At 64.0% G+C, this 17,332-nt stretch carries 13 protein-coding genes; 10 read left to right on the top strand and 3 right to left on the bottom strand.

The features are described from left to right. Window positions 1-94 precede the first annotated feature (94 nt). A complete protein-coding gene (locus ATJ93_RS19610) occupies window positions 95-1,102 on the top strand; it encodes a Gfo/Idh/MocA family protein (protein ID WP_120246344.1) in 1,008 nt (335 codons plus the stop codon). Window positions 1,103-1,253: 151 nt separating this feature from the next. Continuing rightward, window positions 1,254-3,149: a hypothetical protein gene (locus tag ATJ93_RS19605; RefSeq protein ID WP_120246343.1), complete on the top strand. Its 1,896-nt coding sequence runs from the start codon at window positions 1,254-1,256 to the stop codon at window positions 3,147-3,149. A gap of 430 nt (window positions 3,150-3,579) precedes the next feature. Here the strand turns inward: ATJ93_RS19605 and ATJ93_RS19600 are convergent, their stop codons facing one another. After that, entirely contained in the window at window positions 3,580-5,805 is a 2,226-nt protein-coding gene (locus tag ATJ93_RS19600) for a glycoside hydrolase family 3 N-terminal domain-containing protein (protein WP_120246342.1), read from the bottom strand. A gap of 180 nt (window positions 5,806-5,985) precedes the next feature. On the opposite strand from ATJ93_RS19600, the gene ATJ93_RS19595 reads away from it, so the two are divergent. The 5 genes from ATJ93_RS19595 to ATJ93_RS24475 are packed head-to-tail and all read left to right on the top strand — an operon-like array spanning window position 5,986 to window position 12,030. Then, window positions 5,986-7,779 carry an ABC transporter substrate-binding protein gene (locus tag ATJ93_RS19595; RefSeq protein WP_120246341.1) on the top strand — a complete coding sequence of 598 codons (1,794 nt, stop codon included), beginning with the start codon at window positions 5,986-5,988 and terminating at the stop codon, window positions 7,777-7,779. Between the two features lie 18 nt (window positions 7,780-7,797). Next, the gene (locus tag ATJ93_RS19590; protein ID WP_120246340.1) at window positions 7,798-8,823 is read left to right on the top strand and encodes an ABC transporter permease; all 1,026 of its coding nucleotides are present in this window, start codon (window positions 7,798-7,800) and stop codon (window positions 8,821-8,823) included. Next, window positions 8,823-9,887 carry an ABC transporter permease gene (locus ATJ93_RS19585; protein ID WP_120246339.1) on the top strand — a complete coding sequence of 355 codons (1,065 nt, stop codon included), beginning with the start codon at window positions 8,823-8,825 and terminating at the stop codon, window positions 9,885-9,887. Before ATJ93_RS19590 ends, ATJ93_RS19585 begins: the two co-directional genes overlap by 1 nt. Then, window positions 9,884-10,951, top strand: a complete 1,068-nt coding sequence (locus tag ATJ93_RS24480; protein WP_120246338.1) for an ABC transporter ATP-binding protein — start codon at window positions 9,884-9,886, stop codon at window positions 10,949-10,951. Before ATJ93_RS19585 ends, ATJ93_RS24480 begins: the two co-directional genes overlap by 4 nt. Then, window positions 10,948-12,030, top strand: coding sequence for an ABC transporter ATP-binding protein (locus tag ATJ93_RS24475; protein WP_120246337.1), 1,083 nt, complete (start codon window positions 10,948-10,950; stop codon window positions 12,028-12,030). Before ATJ93_RS24480 ends, ATJ93_RS24475 begins: the two co-directional genes overlap by 4 nt. Window positions 12,031-12,096: 66 nt before the next feature. On the opposite strand, the gene ATJ93_RS19570 is transcribed toward ATJ93_RS24475, so the two are convergent. Together ATJ93_RS19570 and ATJ93_RS19565 are read right to left on the bottom strand one after the other, a co-directional pair. Beyond that, window positions 12,097-12,336 (bottom strand): hypothetical protein, encoded by a 240-nt coding sequence (locus ATJ93_RS19570; RefSeq protein ID WP_120246336.1) that lies wholly within the window; start codon window positions 12,334-12,336, stop codon window positions 12,097-12,099. Between the two features lie 85 nt (window positions 12,337-12,421). Further along, complete coding sequence (locus tag ATJ93_RS19565) at window positions 12,422-13,558, bottom strand: TrmB family transcriptional regulator (protein ID WP_120246335.1); 1,137 nt, start codon at window positions 13,556-13,558, stop codon at window positions 12,422-12,424. A 1,091-nt stretch (window positions 13,559-14,649) separates the two neighbouring features. Between ATJ93_RS19565 and ATJ93_RS19560 the strand changes: the two genes are divergently transcribed. The 3 genes from ATJ93_RS19560 to ATJ93_RS19550 are packed head-to-tail and all read left to right on the top strand — an operon-like array spanning window position 14,650 to window position 17,299. Further along, window positions 14,650-15,837 (top strand): UxaA family hydrolase, encoded by a 1,188-nt coding sequence (locus ATJ93_RS19560; protein WP_120246334.1) that lies wholly within the window; start codon window positions 14,650-14,652, stop codon window positions 15,835-15,837. Continuing rightward, window positions 15,834-16,148: a UxaA family hydrolase gene (locus tag ATJ93_RS19555; RefSeq protein WP_120246333.1), complete on the top strand. Its 315-nt coding sequence runs from the start codon at window positions 15,834-15,836 to the stop codon at window positions 16,146-16,148. The genes ATJ93_RS19560 and ATJ93_RS19555 overlap by 4 nt, the downstream gene beginning before the upstream one ends. Further along, a complete protein-coding gene (locus tag ATJ93_RS19550) occupies window positions 16,148-17,299 on the top strand; it encodes a UxaA family hydrolase (protein WP_120246332.1) in 1,152 nt (383 codons plus the stop codon). Before ATJ93_RS19555 ends, ATJ93_RS19550 begins: the two co-directional genes overlap by 1 nt. Window positions 17,300-17,332 lie beyond the last annotated feature (33 nt).

The raw sequence follows: 17,332 nt of genomic DNA, 5'->3' as shown, positions 1-17,332 counted from the left end.
GTTCCGGGGTTCGTCTAACGACCCCCGGTGCAACGTGTACGCAATGTGAACGCAGCACAATCTATAAATCCCTGCTACTCGCTTGTGCACGTCAATGGCAGCTAGTGACTTCCGGTATGGAGTCGTCGGTTGTGCCGGCATGGGAGAAAATCACGCGGACGCCGTCGAAGACCTCGAGGACGCGACGCTCGTCGCCTGCGCCGACATCGACGAGGGGATCGCTCGCTCGTTCGCGGACGCGTACGACGTCGCCTGGTACACGGATCCCGGCGAGATGGCGGTCGAGGCCGACCTCGACATCGTCAGCGTCTGTACGCCGAACGGAACGCACCTCGAGATCGTCTCGGCTCTCGCCGAAGCGGGCGTGGACATCCTCTGCGAGAAGCCCCTCGAAATCACGCGCGAGCGGGTCGACGAGCTGATCGACGTCTGCGAGCGCGAGGGGATCACGCTGGGCGGGATCTTCCAGCGGCGGTTGTACGGCGGCCCGCAGTTCGCCCGCGAGGTCGTCGCCGACGGGCAACTCGGCGACCTCGTCCTCGGCGAAGTGGAGGTCAAGTGGCACCGAGACCCGTCCTACTACGAGGACATCGGCTGGCACGGGACGACCGACCTCGACGGCGGAGTGCTGCTCACGCAGGCGCTCCACGGCATCGACCTCCTCCAGTGGACGGCCGGCGAGATCGAGCGGATCGCCGCCGAACTCGATACGGTCCACCACGACGTCGAAGTCCCGGACACCGCCGTGGCGAGCGTCGAGTTCGCGAACGGCGGCTACGGCCAGATCACGGGGACGACGGCGATGTATCCCGAGGAACGACTCTCGCTGAACCTCCACGGAACCGAGGGCTCGTTCAAGTGGCACGAGGACGAACTCGACCTGTTCGAGACGAAAGCCGGCGCCGAGGCGACGCCCGAACCGTTCCACATGGGAACGGGCATCGCCGGGCAGGTTCGGGACTTCGTCGCGGCGATCCGCGACGACCGCGAGCCGATGATCCCGCCCGAGGAGGCACGCAAGGCACTGGATATCACGTTCGCCGCGGAAGAGGCGGCCAGAACCGGCCAGTGGGTCGACGTCGAGTACGGCGCTCGAGAGTAACGATGAAAGGACCAACTCGATTCGTCGCGACGGCGAGCACACGGTATCTCGAAGCGACCGGCGTGCCTCGGTCGATTCGTTCCCGTCTCGGGAACCGCTATGAGATACGCCGGCGCTCGAAGTACTATCGACGGACGGAGGCGAGCGCATCGTGACCGACATCACCGCGACCACCGCAGTCTCGACCCCGCCCTCGTGGGCGGTTCGCCAGCGAGAGCTGTTTCACGTCCTCGAGAGCGCGGTCGATCGGTTCGTCGAGGACTACTTCGACGAGAACGGCGAGCCGCTGTGGCCGCCCGAGGGGTACACCGGCGTCGACGGCTTCGACGATATCATCGAGGGGTTCTACAACTGGCCGCTGGTGTACGCCATGGGCGGTGACGAACGGCTGCTCGAGCAGTCTCGTGAGGCCTACGAGGCTGCGCTGCGCCGCGGGAGCGAGACCGAGACCCCCTTCGGCCATCCGATGGTCGTCGACGAGTTCGAGCAGTGTCGCGACTGGTTCCACATGGGTGAGGGGAACCTCTACACGTACAACATGGGACTGGCCGCGCCAGACGACGAGGGCGTCGTCGAGCGCGCCGAGCGGTTCGCCGGCCTCTACTTCGACGACGCCGACGTGAACAACTACGACGGCGAGAAGCGTCTCGTCCGCGGGCCGATGAACGGGAGCATGGGGCCGGACTACTGCGACTTTGAGGCCTACGAGCACCACCCCTACGGCGCCGACTACCGCTGGGCCAGCCACGGCCTCCCCTGGCGCGACCTCGAGTTCGACGAGGCCGCCGACCTGCTCGATCCCGACAACGAGGAACGGCTGTTCGAGGTGCTCAACGAGCGCTGCGCGAAGGGCGACATCCCGCTGAATCTCAACATCACGAGTCTGATGACCAACGCCTACCTCCACACCGGCGACGACCGGTATCGGGAGTGGGTTACGGAGTACCTCGAGGCGTGGCGCGAGCGCACCGCAGAGAACGGCGGAATCATCCCGGACAACGTCGGTCGCTCGGGCGAGATCGGCGAGTACACCGACGGCGAGTGGTACGGCGGCTACTACGGCTGGTCGTGGGGCGGCTGGCACTATATCGGGATCGGGCCGACCGTCGCCGCGGAGAACGCCGTCCTCCTGACCGGCGACCGCGAGCACCTCGAGTTCCCCCGCTCGCAACTCGAGACCCTGATCGAGAACGGGATCGAAGTGAGTTCGGACGCCGTCCACGATACGCTCTACATCCCGCACAAGTACGGCGGTCCCGGCGACTACCACTACGACGCCTCGGGCGTGCTCACGGAGGACGACGGCGAGGTCCTCTGGCGGGACGGCTGGTACGAATTCAAGCCCCACCGGGACGATCCGTACGCCGTCCACCTCTGGTACATGTCGATGGACGAGGACGACCGCGAGCGCATCCGACAGCTTCGCGATTGGAACAAACGCGACTGGACGCGGGTCGATCCCCGGACTTCGAACAAGCACGGCGCCGGCAGCGAGTACGCGTGGCTCGCGTACCTCGACGGCGAGTTCCCCGAGTATCCCGAGCGAATCCTTGAAGCGAGCCACAGCCGGGTGCAACAACAACTCGAACTCATGCGCGAGGAGGGTGGCGTCCCAGCGGAGGTCGACGAAGATTACCTCCGGGATCGAAATCCCGTCTTCCACCGCGGACTGCTCCAGTTGACGATGGGTGCGCCGCAGCCGGTCTACTACGGCGGGCTGGTGATGGCACAGGTGCGCCACTTCGACGCCGACCGCCGCCGGCCCGGGCTCCCCGAGGGCGTCAGTGCGCTCGTCGAGAGCGTGACCGATGCGGGCGTCGATCTGACGCTCGTCAACGGTGGGAGTCGAGACCGCGAACTGATCGTCCAGGCCGGCGCCTACGGCGAGCACGAGTTCGCGGGCGTGCAGACCGACGGCGAGGAGGACCGCCCCGAATCGAACACGATTTGGGTAAGCCTCCCCAGCGGCACCCGGATCTCGCTGACCGCCGATCTCGAACGGTTCGTCAACGACCCGACGTACGCGTTCCCCTGGGATCGGTCGTAACCGATCCTAGGCCGATAGATTACGCTCTCTGTCCCGTCACACGGACCGAACACCCGGTCCCAACACGATTGGCGTTTTGCAGCCAGTGTCTTGTACCGATTCCGTTCGCCCTCGTTTTACACACATACTGGTGTAATCTACCGAAACCGGCATCGGTCGATGCAGATTACGTATCCGATACTTGTTTACTGGACGTAGATTAAACAGATATCTTACCTATACGCGACTCCGTCGTACGGCGATTCTCCATTACGAGTCGAGAAACGAAAACCTGTAAGGATGCGTATCAAACGTCGAAGGACGAACGACAGCGCTTCTGGAGGCCGGTTATCGATAGCGCCGTCGCTCGAGAGTTCGGAGTCAGCCTTCGGACGAAAAACGAGGATCCAACGAGAGAAACTAGATCGATTCGAGCGGCCTCGAGACGGAGCTAGTCGCGCTGCGGACGGACCGCGAGTTCGAACGTTCGATCCGCAACGGAGAGCTGCAGGTGTCCGTCGTCGCGACGGCCATCGGTCGAGCGGTCGAAGAGCCCGAGTTCGTCCGGATCGACGCGAAGGTCGACCGTCGTTCGTTCACCTGGCTCGAGTTCGACGCGCTCGAAGGCCCACAGTTCGCGAACGGGCGTGACGACCGAACTGAACTCGTCGCGGCCGAACACCTGAACGACCTCGCTGCCGTGTCGGTCGCCGGTGTTGGCCACCGTGACGCTGACCGTAACGTCCTCACCCGGGCTGATCGCGTCGTCAGATAGGTCGATCGCTTCGTACTCGAGGGTGGTGTAACTCAGTCCGTGGCCGAACTCGAACAGCGGGTCGTAGGAGGAGGGATGCTCGTCGGGACCGATCGGATGCGGGTGCGGCAGGTAGTTGAAGTACGTCGGCAGGTCGGCCGCCGAGCGCGGCATCGAAATCGGAAGCCGGCCGCCGGGCTCGGCCTCGCCGAACAGAACTTTCGCGATCATCTCGCCGCCGACGCGGCCGGGATAGTACGCCATGAGAATCGCCGGGACGTCGTCGGTCACTTCCTCGATAGCCAGCGGGCGGCCGGTCACCAGCACCGCGACGACCGGCGTTCCGGTCGCCGAGACCGCCTCGACGAGGTCGCGCTGGGCGTCGGGCAACGAGAGTTTCCGGCGGGTCGGGAACTCGCCGGTCTCGCCGTCGGTCTCCGCGGAAGGACCGAACTCGTGGAGGTACCAGTCCTCGCCGAGCGCGACCACGGCGACGTCGGCCTCGGCCGCCCGTTCCGCGGCGGCGTCGATATCGACCGGCGCGTTGATTTCGCTGCCGGGTTCGTAGGTGACGGTCGCCCCGTCGGCGACGTCGGCGAGCCCCTCGAGAATCGTCGTCCCGGGGACGCCCTCGTCGGCGTTACAGCTCCAGCCGCCGTTCTGGTGGACGATATCGTCGGCGTTCGGGCCGGTGACGAACACCTCGTCGGCGTCCTCGAGCGGGAGCAGGTCGGCCTCGTTTTGCAGCAGCGTCAGCGACTTGCGAACGGTTTCGCGGGCCACGTCGAGGTGCTCTGACGTGCCGAGTGCGTCCGCGGCGTCGTCGTCCGGGTACGGATCCTCGAAGAGGCCGAGTTCGAACTTCGCCCGCAGTACTCGCTCGGCGCTGGCTTCGATCACCGCTTCGGAGAGGGCCTCCTGCTCGACCAGTTCCTGCACGTGTCCCGCGTGTTCGCCGCCGGCGACCGAGCCGATATCGAGACCCGCAGCATGGGTCTGGCGGGCCGCCTCGAGCGGCGTCCCCGCCGTCCGGTGGTCCTCGTGCAACTGGGTGATGCCGTTCCAGTCGGAGACGACGACGCCGTCGAACTCGAGTTCCTCGCGGAGGAGGTCGGTCAGGTAGCGTCCGGAGCCGTGTGCCGGCTCCCCGTCGACCGAGTTGTAACAGGGCATCACCGAGCCGACGTCTTCGTCCAGCGCGGCCTCGAAGGGCGGCAAGAGCACGTTGCGAAGCGTGTGCGAGGAAACGTCGACCGGGGCGGCGTCCTCGCCGCGTGCGGGGACGCCGTAGGCCGGGAAGTGTTTGGCCGTCGCGAGCACGCTATCCCCCTCGAGGTCGTCGCCCTGATATCCCCGTACCTTACTGGCGGCCAGCTGCCCGACGAGGTACGGACTCTCGCCGAACGTTTCGCCAGTCCGGCCCCATCGGGGATCGCGAACGACGTCGCACGTCGGGCTGTAGTTCTGTGCGGCGCCGGTCGCACGCAGTTCCGCCGCCGTGATCTCGGCGGTCCGCTCGATCAGATCGGGACTCCACGTCGCCGCCGCCCCGAGCGCGTTCGGGAAGACGGTCGCCTCCTTGATGTAAGCGTGGCCGTGGATCGCATCTGAGGCGAACAAAAGCGGGATCCCGAGCCGGGTCTCTTCGACGGCGTGTTGCTGGAGCCGGCGCGCCGCGTCGACGGCCTCGTCGACCGACTCGTTGGGCGACCCGCCCCAGCCGAAGGGAGCGACGGCCCCGATGTGGTACTCGTCGATCTCCTCGATAACGTCGTCGACGTCGTGGAGTCCATCGTCGAGGACCCCGACGTAGGACCCGGCCAGTTGCCCGATCTTCTCCTCGAGGGTCATCCGCTCGAGGAGGTCGGCGACGCGCTCGTCGATCGACAGCGACGGATCTAGATACCGAACCTCGCTCGTCATGGATGTAGGGATCCACGCAGGAAGCTAATAAGTGTATCCCTCGTGTACGAACGTCTGAGGCCTCGAGAAGTCGGAATGACGATATGCCCGGGCGAAGCGCGCGAACGCGATAACGGTGTCAAGAATCGTTATGTTTTCCGAAAATTATTTAAAATACGGGACGGTACCAGCAGGAGTACCATGGCACCAGAGAGAGTGCTATCCACCGGCACAGAGGCATCACGGCGACGGATCCTACGACTCACCGGCACAGTGGGGGCAGCGGCGCTCGCAGGGTGTGCCGGCGGTAGCGACGACGGGACCGACGACACCGGCGGGGAGATCACCGGTGACGAGCCGATGACCGAACGGACCTTCACCGCGCCGACGTCGGTTCTTCCTGACGACATGCAGTGGAACGCCGCGAACGACAGCAACTATCCGGATCGGCCGGGGTTCGTGGTCTTCGACCAGCTCGTGTACTTCCGGGCGACGACCGGCGAGTTCGCCGAGGGGGCGCTCGCCGACTGGGAGGTCGGCGACGACGCGGCGACGCTGACGCTACAGGACGACCTGACGTGGCACAACGGCGAGGATGCCACGGCAGAGGACCTCGTTCGAAAGCTCCACATCTCGCTCTACGACAACCATCCGATCGGGAACTTCACTTCGGTCGAGAACGTCGCAGCAGTCGACGACACGACCGTCGAGGTCGGACTCGAGGCCGACGTCTCCGAGCCGGTCTTCCTCAACTCCATCCAGAACATGGAGTTGGATACGCCGGCCGAACAGTACGAGGATATCCTCGCGGAACTCGAGGACGATCCCGAGTCGACGGCGCTGACGGATTTCGCGCCCGAGGAGCCGATCGGGACGGGGCCGTTCCAGTACGATAGCAGCGGGGAACAGGAACTCGTCACCACGAAGTTCGAGGACTCACACTGGGCGGATAACGTCAACTTCGCCGAGTACCGGTTCCGGTTTATCGACGGCAACGAGCAGGCCTGGCAGGCGCTGCGCGGCGGCTCGGTCGACGCCCTGCACAACATCTTCACTTCGCCGGACATCATGGCGTCGTTCCCGGACCACGTCGTCGAGATCCAACAGCCCGCCAACTGGGGGCTGTCGATCGCATTCGATCACGACCACAAACACTTCGGCCAGCGCGAGGTCCGGAAGGCGATCGCCCACGTCGTCGATCGCGAAGTCGTCGCGGAGAACTCCGCAGGGGGTGGCGACGCGAAGGCGCCCGTGGGGACGCCGACCGGCATCGTCGGGAACTTCGACGGCTCGGCGGAGGATTGGCTCGACGATCCCGACGCGTTCGAAGACTACGCCGGGAACAATACCGACCGAGCCGCCGAACTGCTCGAGTCGGCCGGCTTCTCGCGGGAGGACGGTACCTGGGTCGACGAGGACGGCGAAACGCTGACCTTCGAGTTCAAGGTGCCCGCCGCCTGGAACGAGTGGGTCGACGCCGCGATCACGATCAACCAGCACCTGCAGGACTTCGGCATCCAGACGAACCTCATCACCCGGGACGACGGCGTCTACTTCGGGCAGGATCTCTACGGCGACACCGGCTTCGACATCGCCGGTTTCTGGTGGTCCGACGGCTGGACCTACCCGTACCACACCTTAAACTGGAACCTGAACAGCTTCGACGCACAGAACGTCTACAACTACCCCGAATCGATCGAGCTACCGCCGATCGGCGAGCCGGACGGCGAAACCGAGACCCTCGAGTTCGGTCCGGAGTTCGAGGAACTCGTCGGAATGGACCGGGACGCCGAGGAGACCCGACGGAAGATCAACGAGCTGGCGTGGGCCTTCAACTACGACCTGCCGCAGCTGCCGATCCAGGAGAAGGTCGATCAGTGTTTCGTCGCGACCGAAGACTTCAGTGTCGTCGACGACTCCGATCCGGACGCGTCGGTCAAGTACCCGACGACGTACCTTCCCCGGGTCGGGAAACTCGTCGCGACGGAGGAGTAGCGCGGCTACGTCGAACACATGCAACGATACTACGTCGAACGCACGCTACAGGCGATCGTCACGGTGGTGTCGGTGATGAGCCTCGCGTTTTTCCTGCTCCGGCTGATGCCCGGCAATCCCGCGGACGCCTACCGGGCCGAGCTCATCCAGAACAATCCGCAGATGACGCAGGCCGAGATCGACCACCGCGTCGAGCGCAAACTCAACGTGATTCCCGACGCGCCGCTGCACGAACAGTACGTCAACTACGTCACGGGACTGCTGCAGGGCGACCTCGGCGAGTCGATCAACGAGGGCGTTCCCGTCGCCGAGATCATCGCGGAGGCGCTTCCGTGGACGATCTTCACGATGGCGACCGCGCTGTTGCTCTCCTTCGCCATCGGCGTCTCGCTCGGCGCCATGATGGCCTACAAGGAGGGCAGTTACTTCGACAACGGCTTCTCCGTCGGCTCGATCCTGTTCAACTCGATTCCGAACTACATCGTCGGGATCGTGCTGATCTGGTTCCTCGGCTACCGGTTCGAGCTGTTCCCGACCGGCGGCCGGTACTCGACCGACATGGAGCCGACGGTCGCGCTGCTCGAGCCGCTCCAGACCCTTGCGTTCCTCGGGGACGCGGTCTGGCACGCCGCGTTGCTGATCGCCTCCTACACGGTCGTCGCGGCCGGCGGCTGGGCGCTGCGGATGCGAGGCAACAGCATTCAGATACTCGGCGAGGACTACCTGCGCGTCGCGCGGCTCCGCGGCCTCTCCGAGCGGCGGATCGCGACGCGGTACGTCGGACGGAACGCGGTACTGCCGCTCTACACCGCGCTGTTGATCGCGATCGGCTTCGCGCTGGGCGGCAGCGTCATCCTCGAGCAGGTGTTTACCTACCCCGGCGTGGGCTACTACATGATCGAGGGGCTCGAGGCGCGGGACTATCCGCTCATGATGGGCGTGTTCCTCGTGATGACCGTCGCCGTCGTGCTCGGCGTCTACATCGCCGACCTCACGTACGGGATCATCGATCCGCGAGCGCAGACCCGAGGAGGTGAACACTGATGAGTGAACGAAGCGAGCGGACGGGAACCGAACCGCTGCACGCGATCGAGGACGGCGACGCGTTCGAGGCGGTCTCCGAAACCACGCTCACCCGAAAGGAACGGTATCAGCGACTGCTCGACCGGTGGGTGCTCGCCCCCGGACGGATCGTCTGGAGCGAGCGCCGCGCCCGTATCGGCGCCGGAATCATCCTGCTGTACGTGATTCTCGGGCTGATCGGCCCGGCGCTCTACAAGGAACCGCGAACCAACCAGGGACCGCGGTCGATCGCACCGCTCGCCGAGGGGCTAGCCTACCCCCTCGGCACCGACAATCTCGGTCGGGACATCCTCGCTCAGATCGTCCACGCGACGCCGTCGATGCTGCAGATGATCGCGGCCGGCGGCCTGTTCGTAACGGTCATGGGGGTCACCGTCGGGACGGTCGCCGGCTACTCCGGCGGCCGGACCGACCGGGCGCTCTCGCTCGTCACGGACATCGTGATGACCATTCCGGGACTCCCGCTGATCGTCATCCTCGCCGCGCTGCTCGAGCCCCAGAACCCGATCGTCACGGGGCTGATCCTGACGGTCAACGTTTGGGCGGGACTGGCCCGCGAAATCCGATCGCAGGTGCTCTCGATCAGCCGCCACTCCTACGTCGAGGCGTCCCAGGCGATGGGACTCTCGACGCCGTCGATCATCGTCAAAGACATCCTTCCGAACATCATGCCGTACGTACTGATCACGTTCGTTAACGCCGCGAGACAGGTCATCTTCGCATCGGTCGGCCTGTACTTCCTGGGGGTACTGCCGTACGACAGCGTCGTCAACTGGGGCGTCATGATCGACCAGGCGGTCAGCGGCGGGGCGATGCACGTCGCGTCGATGGCCCACTGGTTGGTCGCCCCGCTGGCGACGATCACGCTGCTGTCGTTCGGGCTGATCCTGTTCTCGCAGGGGACGGATCGCATGTTCAACCCGCGCGTTCGCGCTCGACACGCCTCGACCACGGGATCCGACGACGATCCGACCGGTGCCGGTGACGGCGCCGCGACGACCGGAGCCGGAGGTGGGGTCCGATGAGCGGCCGCGTCGGTCAATCGGGATCGAAATCGGACGTCGTCGCAACCGATTCCCGGTCTGATGCGGTCCTCACGTGTCGCGACCTCACCGTCGAGTTCCACATGGATCGAGGGACATCGACGGTGCTCAACGGGCTCGATATCGACGTCGAGCGCAACGAGATCATCGGCGTCGTCGGCGAGTCCGGCTCCGGCAAGTCGATGTTCGCGTCCGCGCTGCTGGACGCCGTCGTCGACCCCGGCGTCACCTCGGGATCGATCACCTACCGGCCGACGGACGGTCGGGAGGTCGACGTCCTCGAGCTCTCGGACGAACGACTCCGGCAGCTCCGGTGGGAGGAAATCTCGATGGTGTTCCAGGGCGCGCTCTCGTCGTTCAACCCGACGCTGACGCTTCGGGGCCACTTCGTGGAGACGCTCGAGGCCCACGAGTACGACGTCGAGGTCGGGATGGAGCGGACGCGGGAACTCCTCGCCGACCTTTATCTCGACCCCGACCGGGTGCTCGATTCGTACCCGCACGAACTCTCCGGCGGGATGAAACAGCGCGCGCTGATCGCGCTCTCGCTCGTTCTCGAGCCCGAAGTGTTGGTCATGGACGAGCCGACGGCGGCGCTGGACCTGCTGATGCAGCGGTCGATCGTCAGCCTGCTCGGCGATCTGCGGGACAAGTACGATCTCACCATGGTGTTTATCACGCACGACCTGCCGCTCGTGACGAAACTGGCGGACCGCATCGGCGTCCTCTACGCGTTCGAACTCGCGGAGGTGGGCCGGACCGAGGAGATCCTCCGGTCGCCGACCCACCCCTACACGCGGGCGCTGTTGAACTCGACGCCCGACATCGACTCCCCGCTCGAGGAGATGCGACCGATCGAGGGGTCGGCGCCCGATCCGGTCAACGTGCCCTCGGGCTGTCCGTACCACCAGCGGTGTCCGATCGCGAGCGAGGACTGCGCGACGGTGAAGCCGCCGATGGAACCCGTCACCGAAACCCACGACGTCGCCTGTCACCACCGCGATCGGGTCGACGAAATCGAACTCACCGCGGAGGTGGACGGATGAGCGCCGACGAACCCGTCGTCTCGATGGACGGCGTCGACGTCCACTTCGAGACCGAGGGCGGACTCAACCCCTTCGAGAACCCGGAGACCGTGCGAGCGGTCGACGGCGTCGACCTCGAGATTCCGGAGAACGACGTCGTCGCGATCGTCGGCGAATCCGGCAGCGGCAAGACAACGCTCGGGAAGGCAGCCGTCGGCCTCCAGCGACCGAGCGGCGGTACCGTCAGCTACCGCGGTCAGGACGTCTGGGAGGCCAAGAAGCGCTTCTCGAATCCGTCGATCCCCTACGAGGAGATCCGGCGGTCGCTCCAGATCATCCACCAGGACCCCGGCTCGTCGCTGAACCCGCACCGGACGGTCGAGGCGTCGCTCGCCGAGCCGCTGAAGAAGTACCAGACCGACCTCGGGCCGGAGGACCGCGAGGCGCGGATCCTGGCAATGCTCGAGCGGGTCGGCATGGCGCCGCCCCACGACTACGCCCAGCGGTACCCACACCAGCTTTCCGGTGGAGAGAAACAGCGCGTCGCCCTCGTGCGGGCGCTGTTGATGAATCCGGACCTCATCCTGGCCGACGAGGCGGTGTCGGCGCTGGACGTCTCCCTGCGCGTCGAGGTGATGGATCTGATGCTCGACCTGCAGGAGCAGTTCGACACCTCGTTCCTGTTCATCTCGCACGACCTCTCGAACGCCCGCTATCTGGCCGAGCACGCCGGTGGACGCCTCGGCGTGATGTACCTCGGGGAACTCGTCGAACTCGGCGAGGCACAGGAGGTGTTGCAGAACCCACAACACCCCTACACGAAGGTGTTAAAGTGGGCGACACCGTCACTCAGCCTCGAGGAAGGGGCGACGGAACCGCCGGTTCGAGAGATCGACATTCCCGACCCGGTCGATCCGCCGTCGGGCTGTCGGTTCCACACCCGGTGTCCGCACGCGACCGACCACTGCAAGCGGACGGCGCCGGACGTGCGCTCGGTCGACGGGGGCGCTCGCACGCACCGCGCCTCGTGTTTCCGCCTCGAGGACGGCAGCGACTACTGGCGCAGCGAACCGCTCGAGGGCGCTCGGCTGGACGACTAGTCATCGACGCCCGATTTTCTCGCTCGCGGTTCGCGGTTTGTGCTGCCGGCTAACGCTCGGTGAAATTCAGTCGACCGGCCGATACTGCCGACAGCGATACAGGACGTAGACGGCGCCGAAAAAGCCCGTACCGACGAGGACGAAATCGGCGACGAGAACGGTCCGCGTTGCCGACCCGGACGGCTGGAGCCACAACGCCGCGAGCAACAGCATCAGGAGGACCGCCTCGAGGCCGAGTAGCAACACGACCGCGGAGCGGTACTCGCGCATCGTCTTCCAGAATCGCTCGGTAATCGAGTCTGCCATTGGTACGCACACTCGAGTGGGAGTACTTCTTGGTACCGGTTCGGGACGTCGGACTCGACGAGTCCGACCGGACCGGACGGCTCGATCAGTCTACGTCCGTCTCAGCGTCTTCCTCGAGCACCTCGTCGACGTCGATTTCGGTCCCGCTCGAGGGGTCTTCGAACTCGATCACCTCGAGGGTGATGCGGACCGCCTCGATATCTTCGTAGACGGCCCCCCAGCCGCCGATGCTGTACAGTTGGCCGTCGGCGGCGACCTCCAGTTGCAGGAAGCCGGCGACGTCCTCGAAGGAGGGGTAGTCGTCCGAGCGGTAGATCCCCGGATAGCCGATATCGGTGACGATACCCGTAATCTGACAGGGCTCGTTCGTCTCGACCCACGTTCCCTCGATGGTCACCGCGAGATCCGCTCCGTCGCGCCACAGCGGCGCCACGTCGCGGACGAACTCCTCTAGGGTCATGTAGGGGAAAGGCGGCTCGGTATCCTCGTAGACCGTCTCCCAGAGTTCCCAGACGCCGGTCTGGAAGTACCAGTGGAAGATAAACGAGAGGATGTAGTCGTCGATCAGGACGCCGAAGGGGCGGTTCGCCCAGTCGTTGGGCGTGAAACACGTTCGGGTTCGGTCCGCGACGAGGAGAAACGGCCCCGGAATCCGGCAGGCACGCAGTTCCGACACCGTCGCCGCGAGGTCGACGTCCTCGAGTCGCGCCTCCAGATCCGTCCCGTAGACGGCGACCCGGATCACGACGCCGCGATCCCGGGCGTCCTGCAGAGCGTTCGTCAGCGCCCGGAACTGGTCGACGGTCGCCGACAGTTCGATGAAACTCTGCGCGTCGCGGATCAGATCGCGTGCGCGGTCGACGACCGTCTCCTCGTGTTTGACGACGCTGACCGTGTGCTCGCTGATCGCCGGTTGCTCCCACCGATCCTCGATGGCGTCCGCGGCCTTGTTCATCAGCTTCCCGCGCGAGCGGAGTTCGCTGAGAATCTCGATCGGTTCCTTGGGTCGGGCGTGGAGTTTGTCCTGATCGAACGTCTCGACGTACCCCTCACCCTCGAGTGCGCGGAGGACGTCGTAGATCTGCGATACCGGCACGGAGCACTGCTTGGCGACCTCCACGGCCGGCATCATCCCCTGCTCGAGAAGCGTGATGTAGGCGTCGGCCTGGTACGCGGTCAATCCCGCGTCCTGCAGCGCGTCTCGCAGCGGATCCCTGTCCATGCCCGCATCACTGGCGTACTAACTAATCAGTCTTTTGTAACATTGGGGTACGATTATCCATGTGACGTGGACGGCAGATGAGCCACCGACATTCAGTCTGTCGGCGTTTAGTTCCGTATGGGGCTATGGTCGATATATAACACAAATATCATATTTTTCTTCTACCCTCATGCGGTTGAAATAGGGAGACGAAACCAATCCGATAGAGACAATAATATGTCATGTACACGTCGAATAAACAGATATCAGAGGGGACAAAGAGAGGGCATTCAATCAGAGGTATCGGTCAAGAAGAGAACGGAAGGTTCTACTGAAGAGGAGCCAATTTATACAATAGTACGTTTGTAATTATACTCCAACGACACTCCGTAGGTGATCGTGTGGAGCGACCCAACCCGTATTCAGACCCCCGTACAATGATAATGGATTAGCTTCACTAGTCGAATAGGACCAACGGATTCGGAAAGGAAGCGATGCGAATACAAGAGCGTTAGTACAAGGCCCGTACTTCGTCAAACCGCTCAAAACTACCACGGTGATATAGTCGCCCATCAGCTGCCCGTATCCACGCCCACTAGCGTTTAGAACGCAATTATAAGCAGTGTCCGATATAGCTGGACGATTGACGAATCAATATCAACGACTTCGATATCGATCCTTAACTAAAACCAACCTAGAGACGGATATCTGTACAGAACCAGCCTTTGTTCCCACTGTATGACACCAAATAAAATGTGCATCTTAACTACCATACTACCAAGTGGTTGTTAACAAATAACGCGGTTCAATTCCGATAATTACGCGGATAGAGACCGAGCTCTCTAGCGCCTGCTCGAGTCCACAACGAAGGGATCACTTCATCTTGGACCAATTAAGCTGAATGTGAAGCCTTGGTTGACTACGTTCATCATTTCTGGACGAAACGCCGCCAACACAAGCGTTGACTTTGTTCCCAGCCGTTGAAGTAACACACCGCCGTCGAGAGCGGAATCAGGGACCCGAGCATCACCGGCCAGTCTATTGCGAGAAAGTAAACGGGACTAACAGCCACGGCAGAAATCTTTTATCGAGCGGGAGTGAGAATATCTTCCATGGAGACGTTCAAAGGATATGAACGCCCGGTTGGACCAGCGGGCGTGCGGAACTTCGTGGCAGTCCTACCGATATCGGTAGGTGCATCGCCGGTTGCTGACGAAATAGCCTCTCGAGCGGGCGAGAACGTTCGGGCGACCCCTCACCAGATGGGCGCCGATCCGCCGAAACAGGCGCGCGAACAGATCGAGCGGACCCTCAGCGGCATCGGACAAAATCCGAATGTTGGTGCGGCGCTCGTCGTCGAACTCGGAACGGAATCGATCGCTGCAGATGACATCGCCGACGAAATCGCCGCGATGGAACGCACCGTCGAGACCCTCTCGATACGAGATGTCGGCGGAACGACGGCCGCCCTTGAGACGGGCACAGACTGTGCGAGGGAGCTCTGGGACGAGATTACGGATCAACGCCGCATTGAGTGTGATGTGAGCGAACTTCGGTTCGGCGTCGAGTGCGGCGGTTCGGACGCGACCAGCGGTATTGCCGCAAATCCAGCGGTCGGCGCAGCTTGCGATCTGCTCGTGGAGGACGGCGGGACGGCCACGTTCTCTGAGACGCCGGAGTTCATCGGTGCTGAGCACATCCTCGCCGACCGATGCGTGAACGAAGACATTCGCGAGAAGTTGTTAGACCGGGTCGACCGAAGGGAGGCGAATGCCCATTTGATGGGTGTCGACTTTCGGGGAGCCCAGCCCTCGCCCGGAAATCAGGAGGGGGGACTCACGACTATCGAGGAGAAAAGCCTGGGCGCCATTTCGAAAGGTGGGACGACACCCGTCCGCGGAATTGTCGACTACGCCGAGCAGTTACCCGTTGGCGGCGGGTTAGTATTGATGGACACACCCGGCTACGATGTCGAAAGCGTCGTCGGGAAGGTTGCTGGCGGTGCGCAGGTGATCGCGTTCACCACCGGCCGGGGCTCAACGACCGGCAACCCGATTGCGCCGGTGATCAAGGTGACCGGTAACCCGAAGACGGCAGATCGACTCGCGAACAATATGGACGTCGACGCGAGCACGGTTATCGAAGGCGAGTCGATCGGCTCAGTCGGCAAACGCATCTACGAGACAGTACGTTCGGTCGCAAGCGGGGAGCGGACCGCCGCGGAGGTGCGCCGTCTCGAAGAATTCGCTATCAACGAGCTCCAACCGAACGAACTGGCGGATCTGGAGGGGGAAGCATGAAAGGGGAAGTACTCGGGGACCTCGCCCTGCACATGACCGCCGACGATACCGTCGTTACGGCTATCGACGATCTGGAGGCCGGAACCGAGATCCCCTACGACGGCGGAACGGTCGGACTCGTCGAAGACGTCCCGTTCGGGCATAAGATCGCCTTGGTCGCGGGCGAACCCGGAGATACCGTCGTGAAGTACGGCGAGAGCATCGGTCGGCTGACCGAACCCGTCGAAGCGGGTGAATGGGTGCATACTCACAATTGCGAGAGTACCCGCGGACGCGGCGACATCGTCGAAGCCGATGCGGAGGTGGTCTGATGTCGGCGCCCGATACCGACGCCGGGACTGTCGACGACGGTACGGAGCCGCTCGACGAATCCATTGAGGCCTTTCGTCGGGTGACATCCGAGGTCGGCGTTCGGAACCGGATACTCGTCGTGCCGTCGGTCATCTGTTCGCACATCGTCGCAGACCGCATCGCACAGGCGACCGACAACGCCGTCAGCACCCCGCACGACCACGGTTGCGCTCAGATCGGCGCCGATCACGAACAGACCGAGCGGACGCTCCTCAATCTCGCGCAGAATCCGAATATAGCCGGCGCAACCGTCGTCGGTCTCGGCTGTGAACACCTGCAGAGCGGACCGTTCGCGGAGCGCATCGCCGACGCCGGCGTTCCGGTTCGCGAAACGGCTATTCAAAATGCGGGTGGTTCCGACGCCTGCATCGAGGAGGGGAAGAAGGCGACGACCGAACTCGCCGCCGACGCGGCGGAGGCTGACCGTACCGACGCCACGCTCAGCGATCTCACCGTCGGAGTCGTGAGTTCGGACCTCGCGCCGACTACCCGCGAGATCGCGGATCCGCTCGTCGGCGAGGCGGTCGATACGCTGCTCGAGGCGGGCGCTCGTGTCCTCGTAACTGGGACGGAGCGACTCGTAAGCAGTGCGGACGCGGCCGCCGATCGCGCCGAGACCGACACGGTCGGCGACGAGCTCCGCGACACGATCGAACGAACGGCGGATCAACCCGGAAACGTCCGGGGAATCGCCCGACGAGCGACCGAATTACCGTTCCGGTCAGTCGTGGGCGCGTGGGGTAGCGGAACCGTCTCGGAGGTCGTTCCCTACGGCTGTCGGCCGTCGGTTACCGACGGACTCGTCGTCGTCGACTCGCCGTCGCGTTTCGAAGAAGCGACGACGGCGCTCGCGGCGGCCGGCGCTTCGATCGTCATCCACGTCACCGCCGAAGGCGTTCCCACGGGACACCCGGTCGTTCCCGTGTGCAAAGTGACGGGGGACGGCGAGACCGCCGACGCGCTCGAAGACGACATCGATATCGACGCACGGTCGGCGACGCCGGACGAACTGCTCGCGGAACTGCATCGGGTGGCCGGCGGGAAACCGACGGCGGCAGAACAACACGGTCTCACGAAGTTCGCGATAAACCGCGTCGGTCCGTCGATGTAGAGGACGGACCCTCGATACGATCGGGTACGGTTC

This window comes from Halopiger aswanensis, from assembly GCF_003610195.1.
Taxonomy (GTDB): Archaea; Halobacteriota; Halobacteria; order Halobacteriales; family Natrialbaceae; genus Halopiger; species Halopiger aswanensis.
The sequence above is the reverse complement of the archived record's forward strand: the minus strand, read 5'-3'. Positions and strand labels throughout refer to the sequence as shown.

Excerpts from the sequence above, each read along its gene's own strand:
- ATJ93_RS19610 (WP_120246344.1), top strand. The coding sequence starts at position 95 with ATGGCAGCTAGTGACTTCCGGTATGGAGTCGTCGGTTGTGCCGGCATG.
- ATJ93_RS19600 (WP_120246342.1), bottom strand. The coding sequence starts at position 5,805 with ATGACGAGCGAGGTTCGGTATCTAGATCCGTCGCTGTCGATCGACGAG.
- ATJ93_RS19595 (WP_120246341.1), top strand. The coding sequence starts at position 5,986 with ATGGCACCAGAGAGAGTGCTATCCACCGGCACAGAGGCATCACGGCGA.
- ATJ93_RS19590 (WP_120246340.1), top strand. The coding sequence starts at position 7,798 with ATGCAACGATACTACGTCGAACGCACGCTACAGGCGATCGTCACGGTG.
- ATJ93_RS19585 (WP_120246339.1), top strand. The coding sequence starts at position 8,823 with ATGAGTGAACGAAGCGAGCGGACGGGAACCGAACCGCTGCACGCGATC.
- ATJ93_RS24480 (WP_120246338.1), top strand. The coding sequence starts at position 9,884 with ATGAGCGGCCGCGTCGGTCAATCGGGATCGAAATCGGACGTCGTCGCA.
- ATJ93_RS24475 (WP_120246337.1), top strand. The coding sequence starts at position 10,948 with ATGAGCGCCGACGAACCCGTCGTCTCGATGGACGGCGTCGACGTCCAC.
- ATJ93_RS19570 (WP_120246336.1), bottom strand. The coding sequence starts at position 12,336 with ATGGCAGACTCGATTACCGAGCGATTCTGGAAGACGATGCGCGAGTAC.
- ATJ93_RS19565 (WP_120246335.1), bottom strand. The coding sequence starts at position 13,558 with ATGGACAGGGATCCGCTGCGAGACGCGCTGCAGGACGCGGGATTGACC.
- ATJ93_RS19560 (WP_120246334.1), top strand. The coding sequence starts at position 14,650 with ATGGAGACGTTCAAAGGATATGAACGCCCGGTTGGACCAGCGGGCGTG.
- ATJ93_RS19555 (WP_120246333.1), top strand. The coding sequence starts at position 15,834 with ATGAAAGGGGAAGTACTCGGGGACCTCGCCCTGCACATGACCGCCGAC.
- ATJ93_RS19550 (WP_120246332.1), top strand. The coding sequence starts at position 16,148 with ATGTCGGCGCCCGATACCGACGCCGGGACTGTCGACGACGGTACGGAG.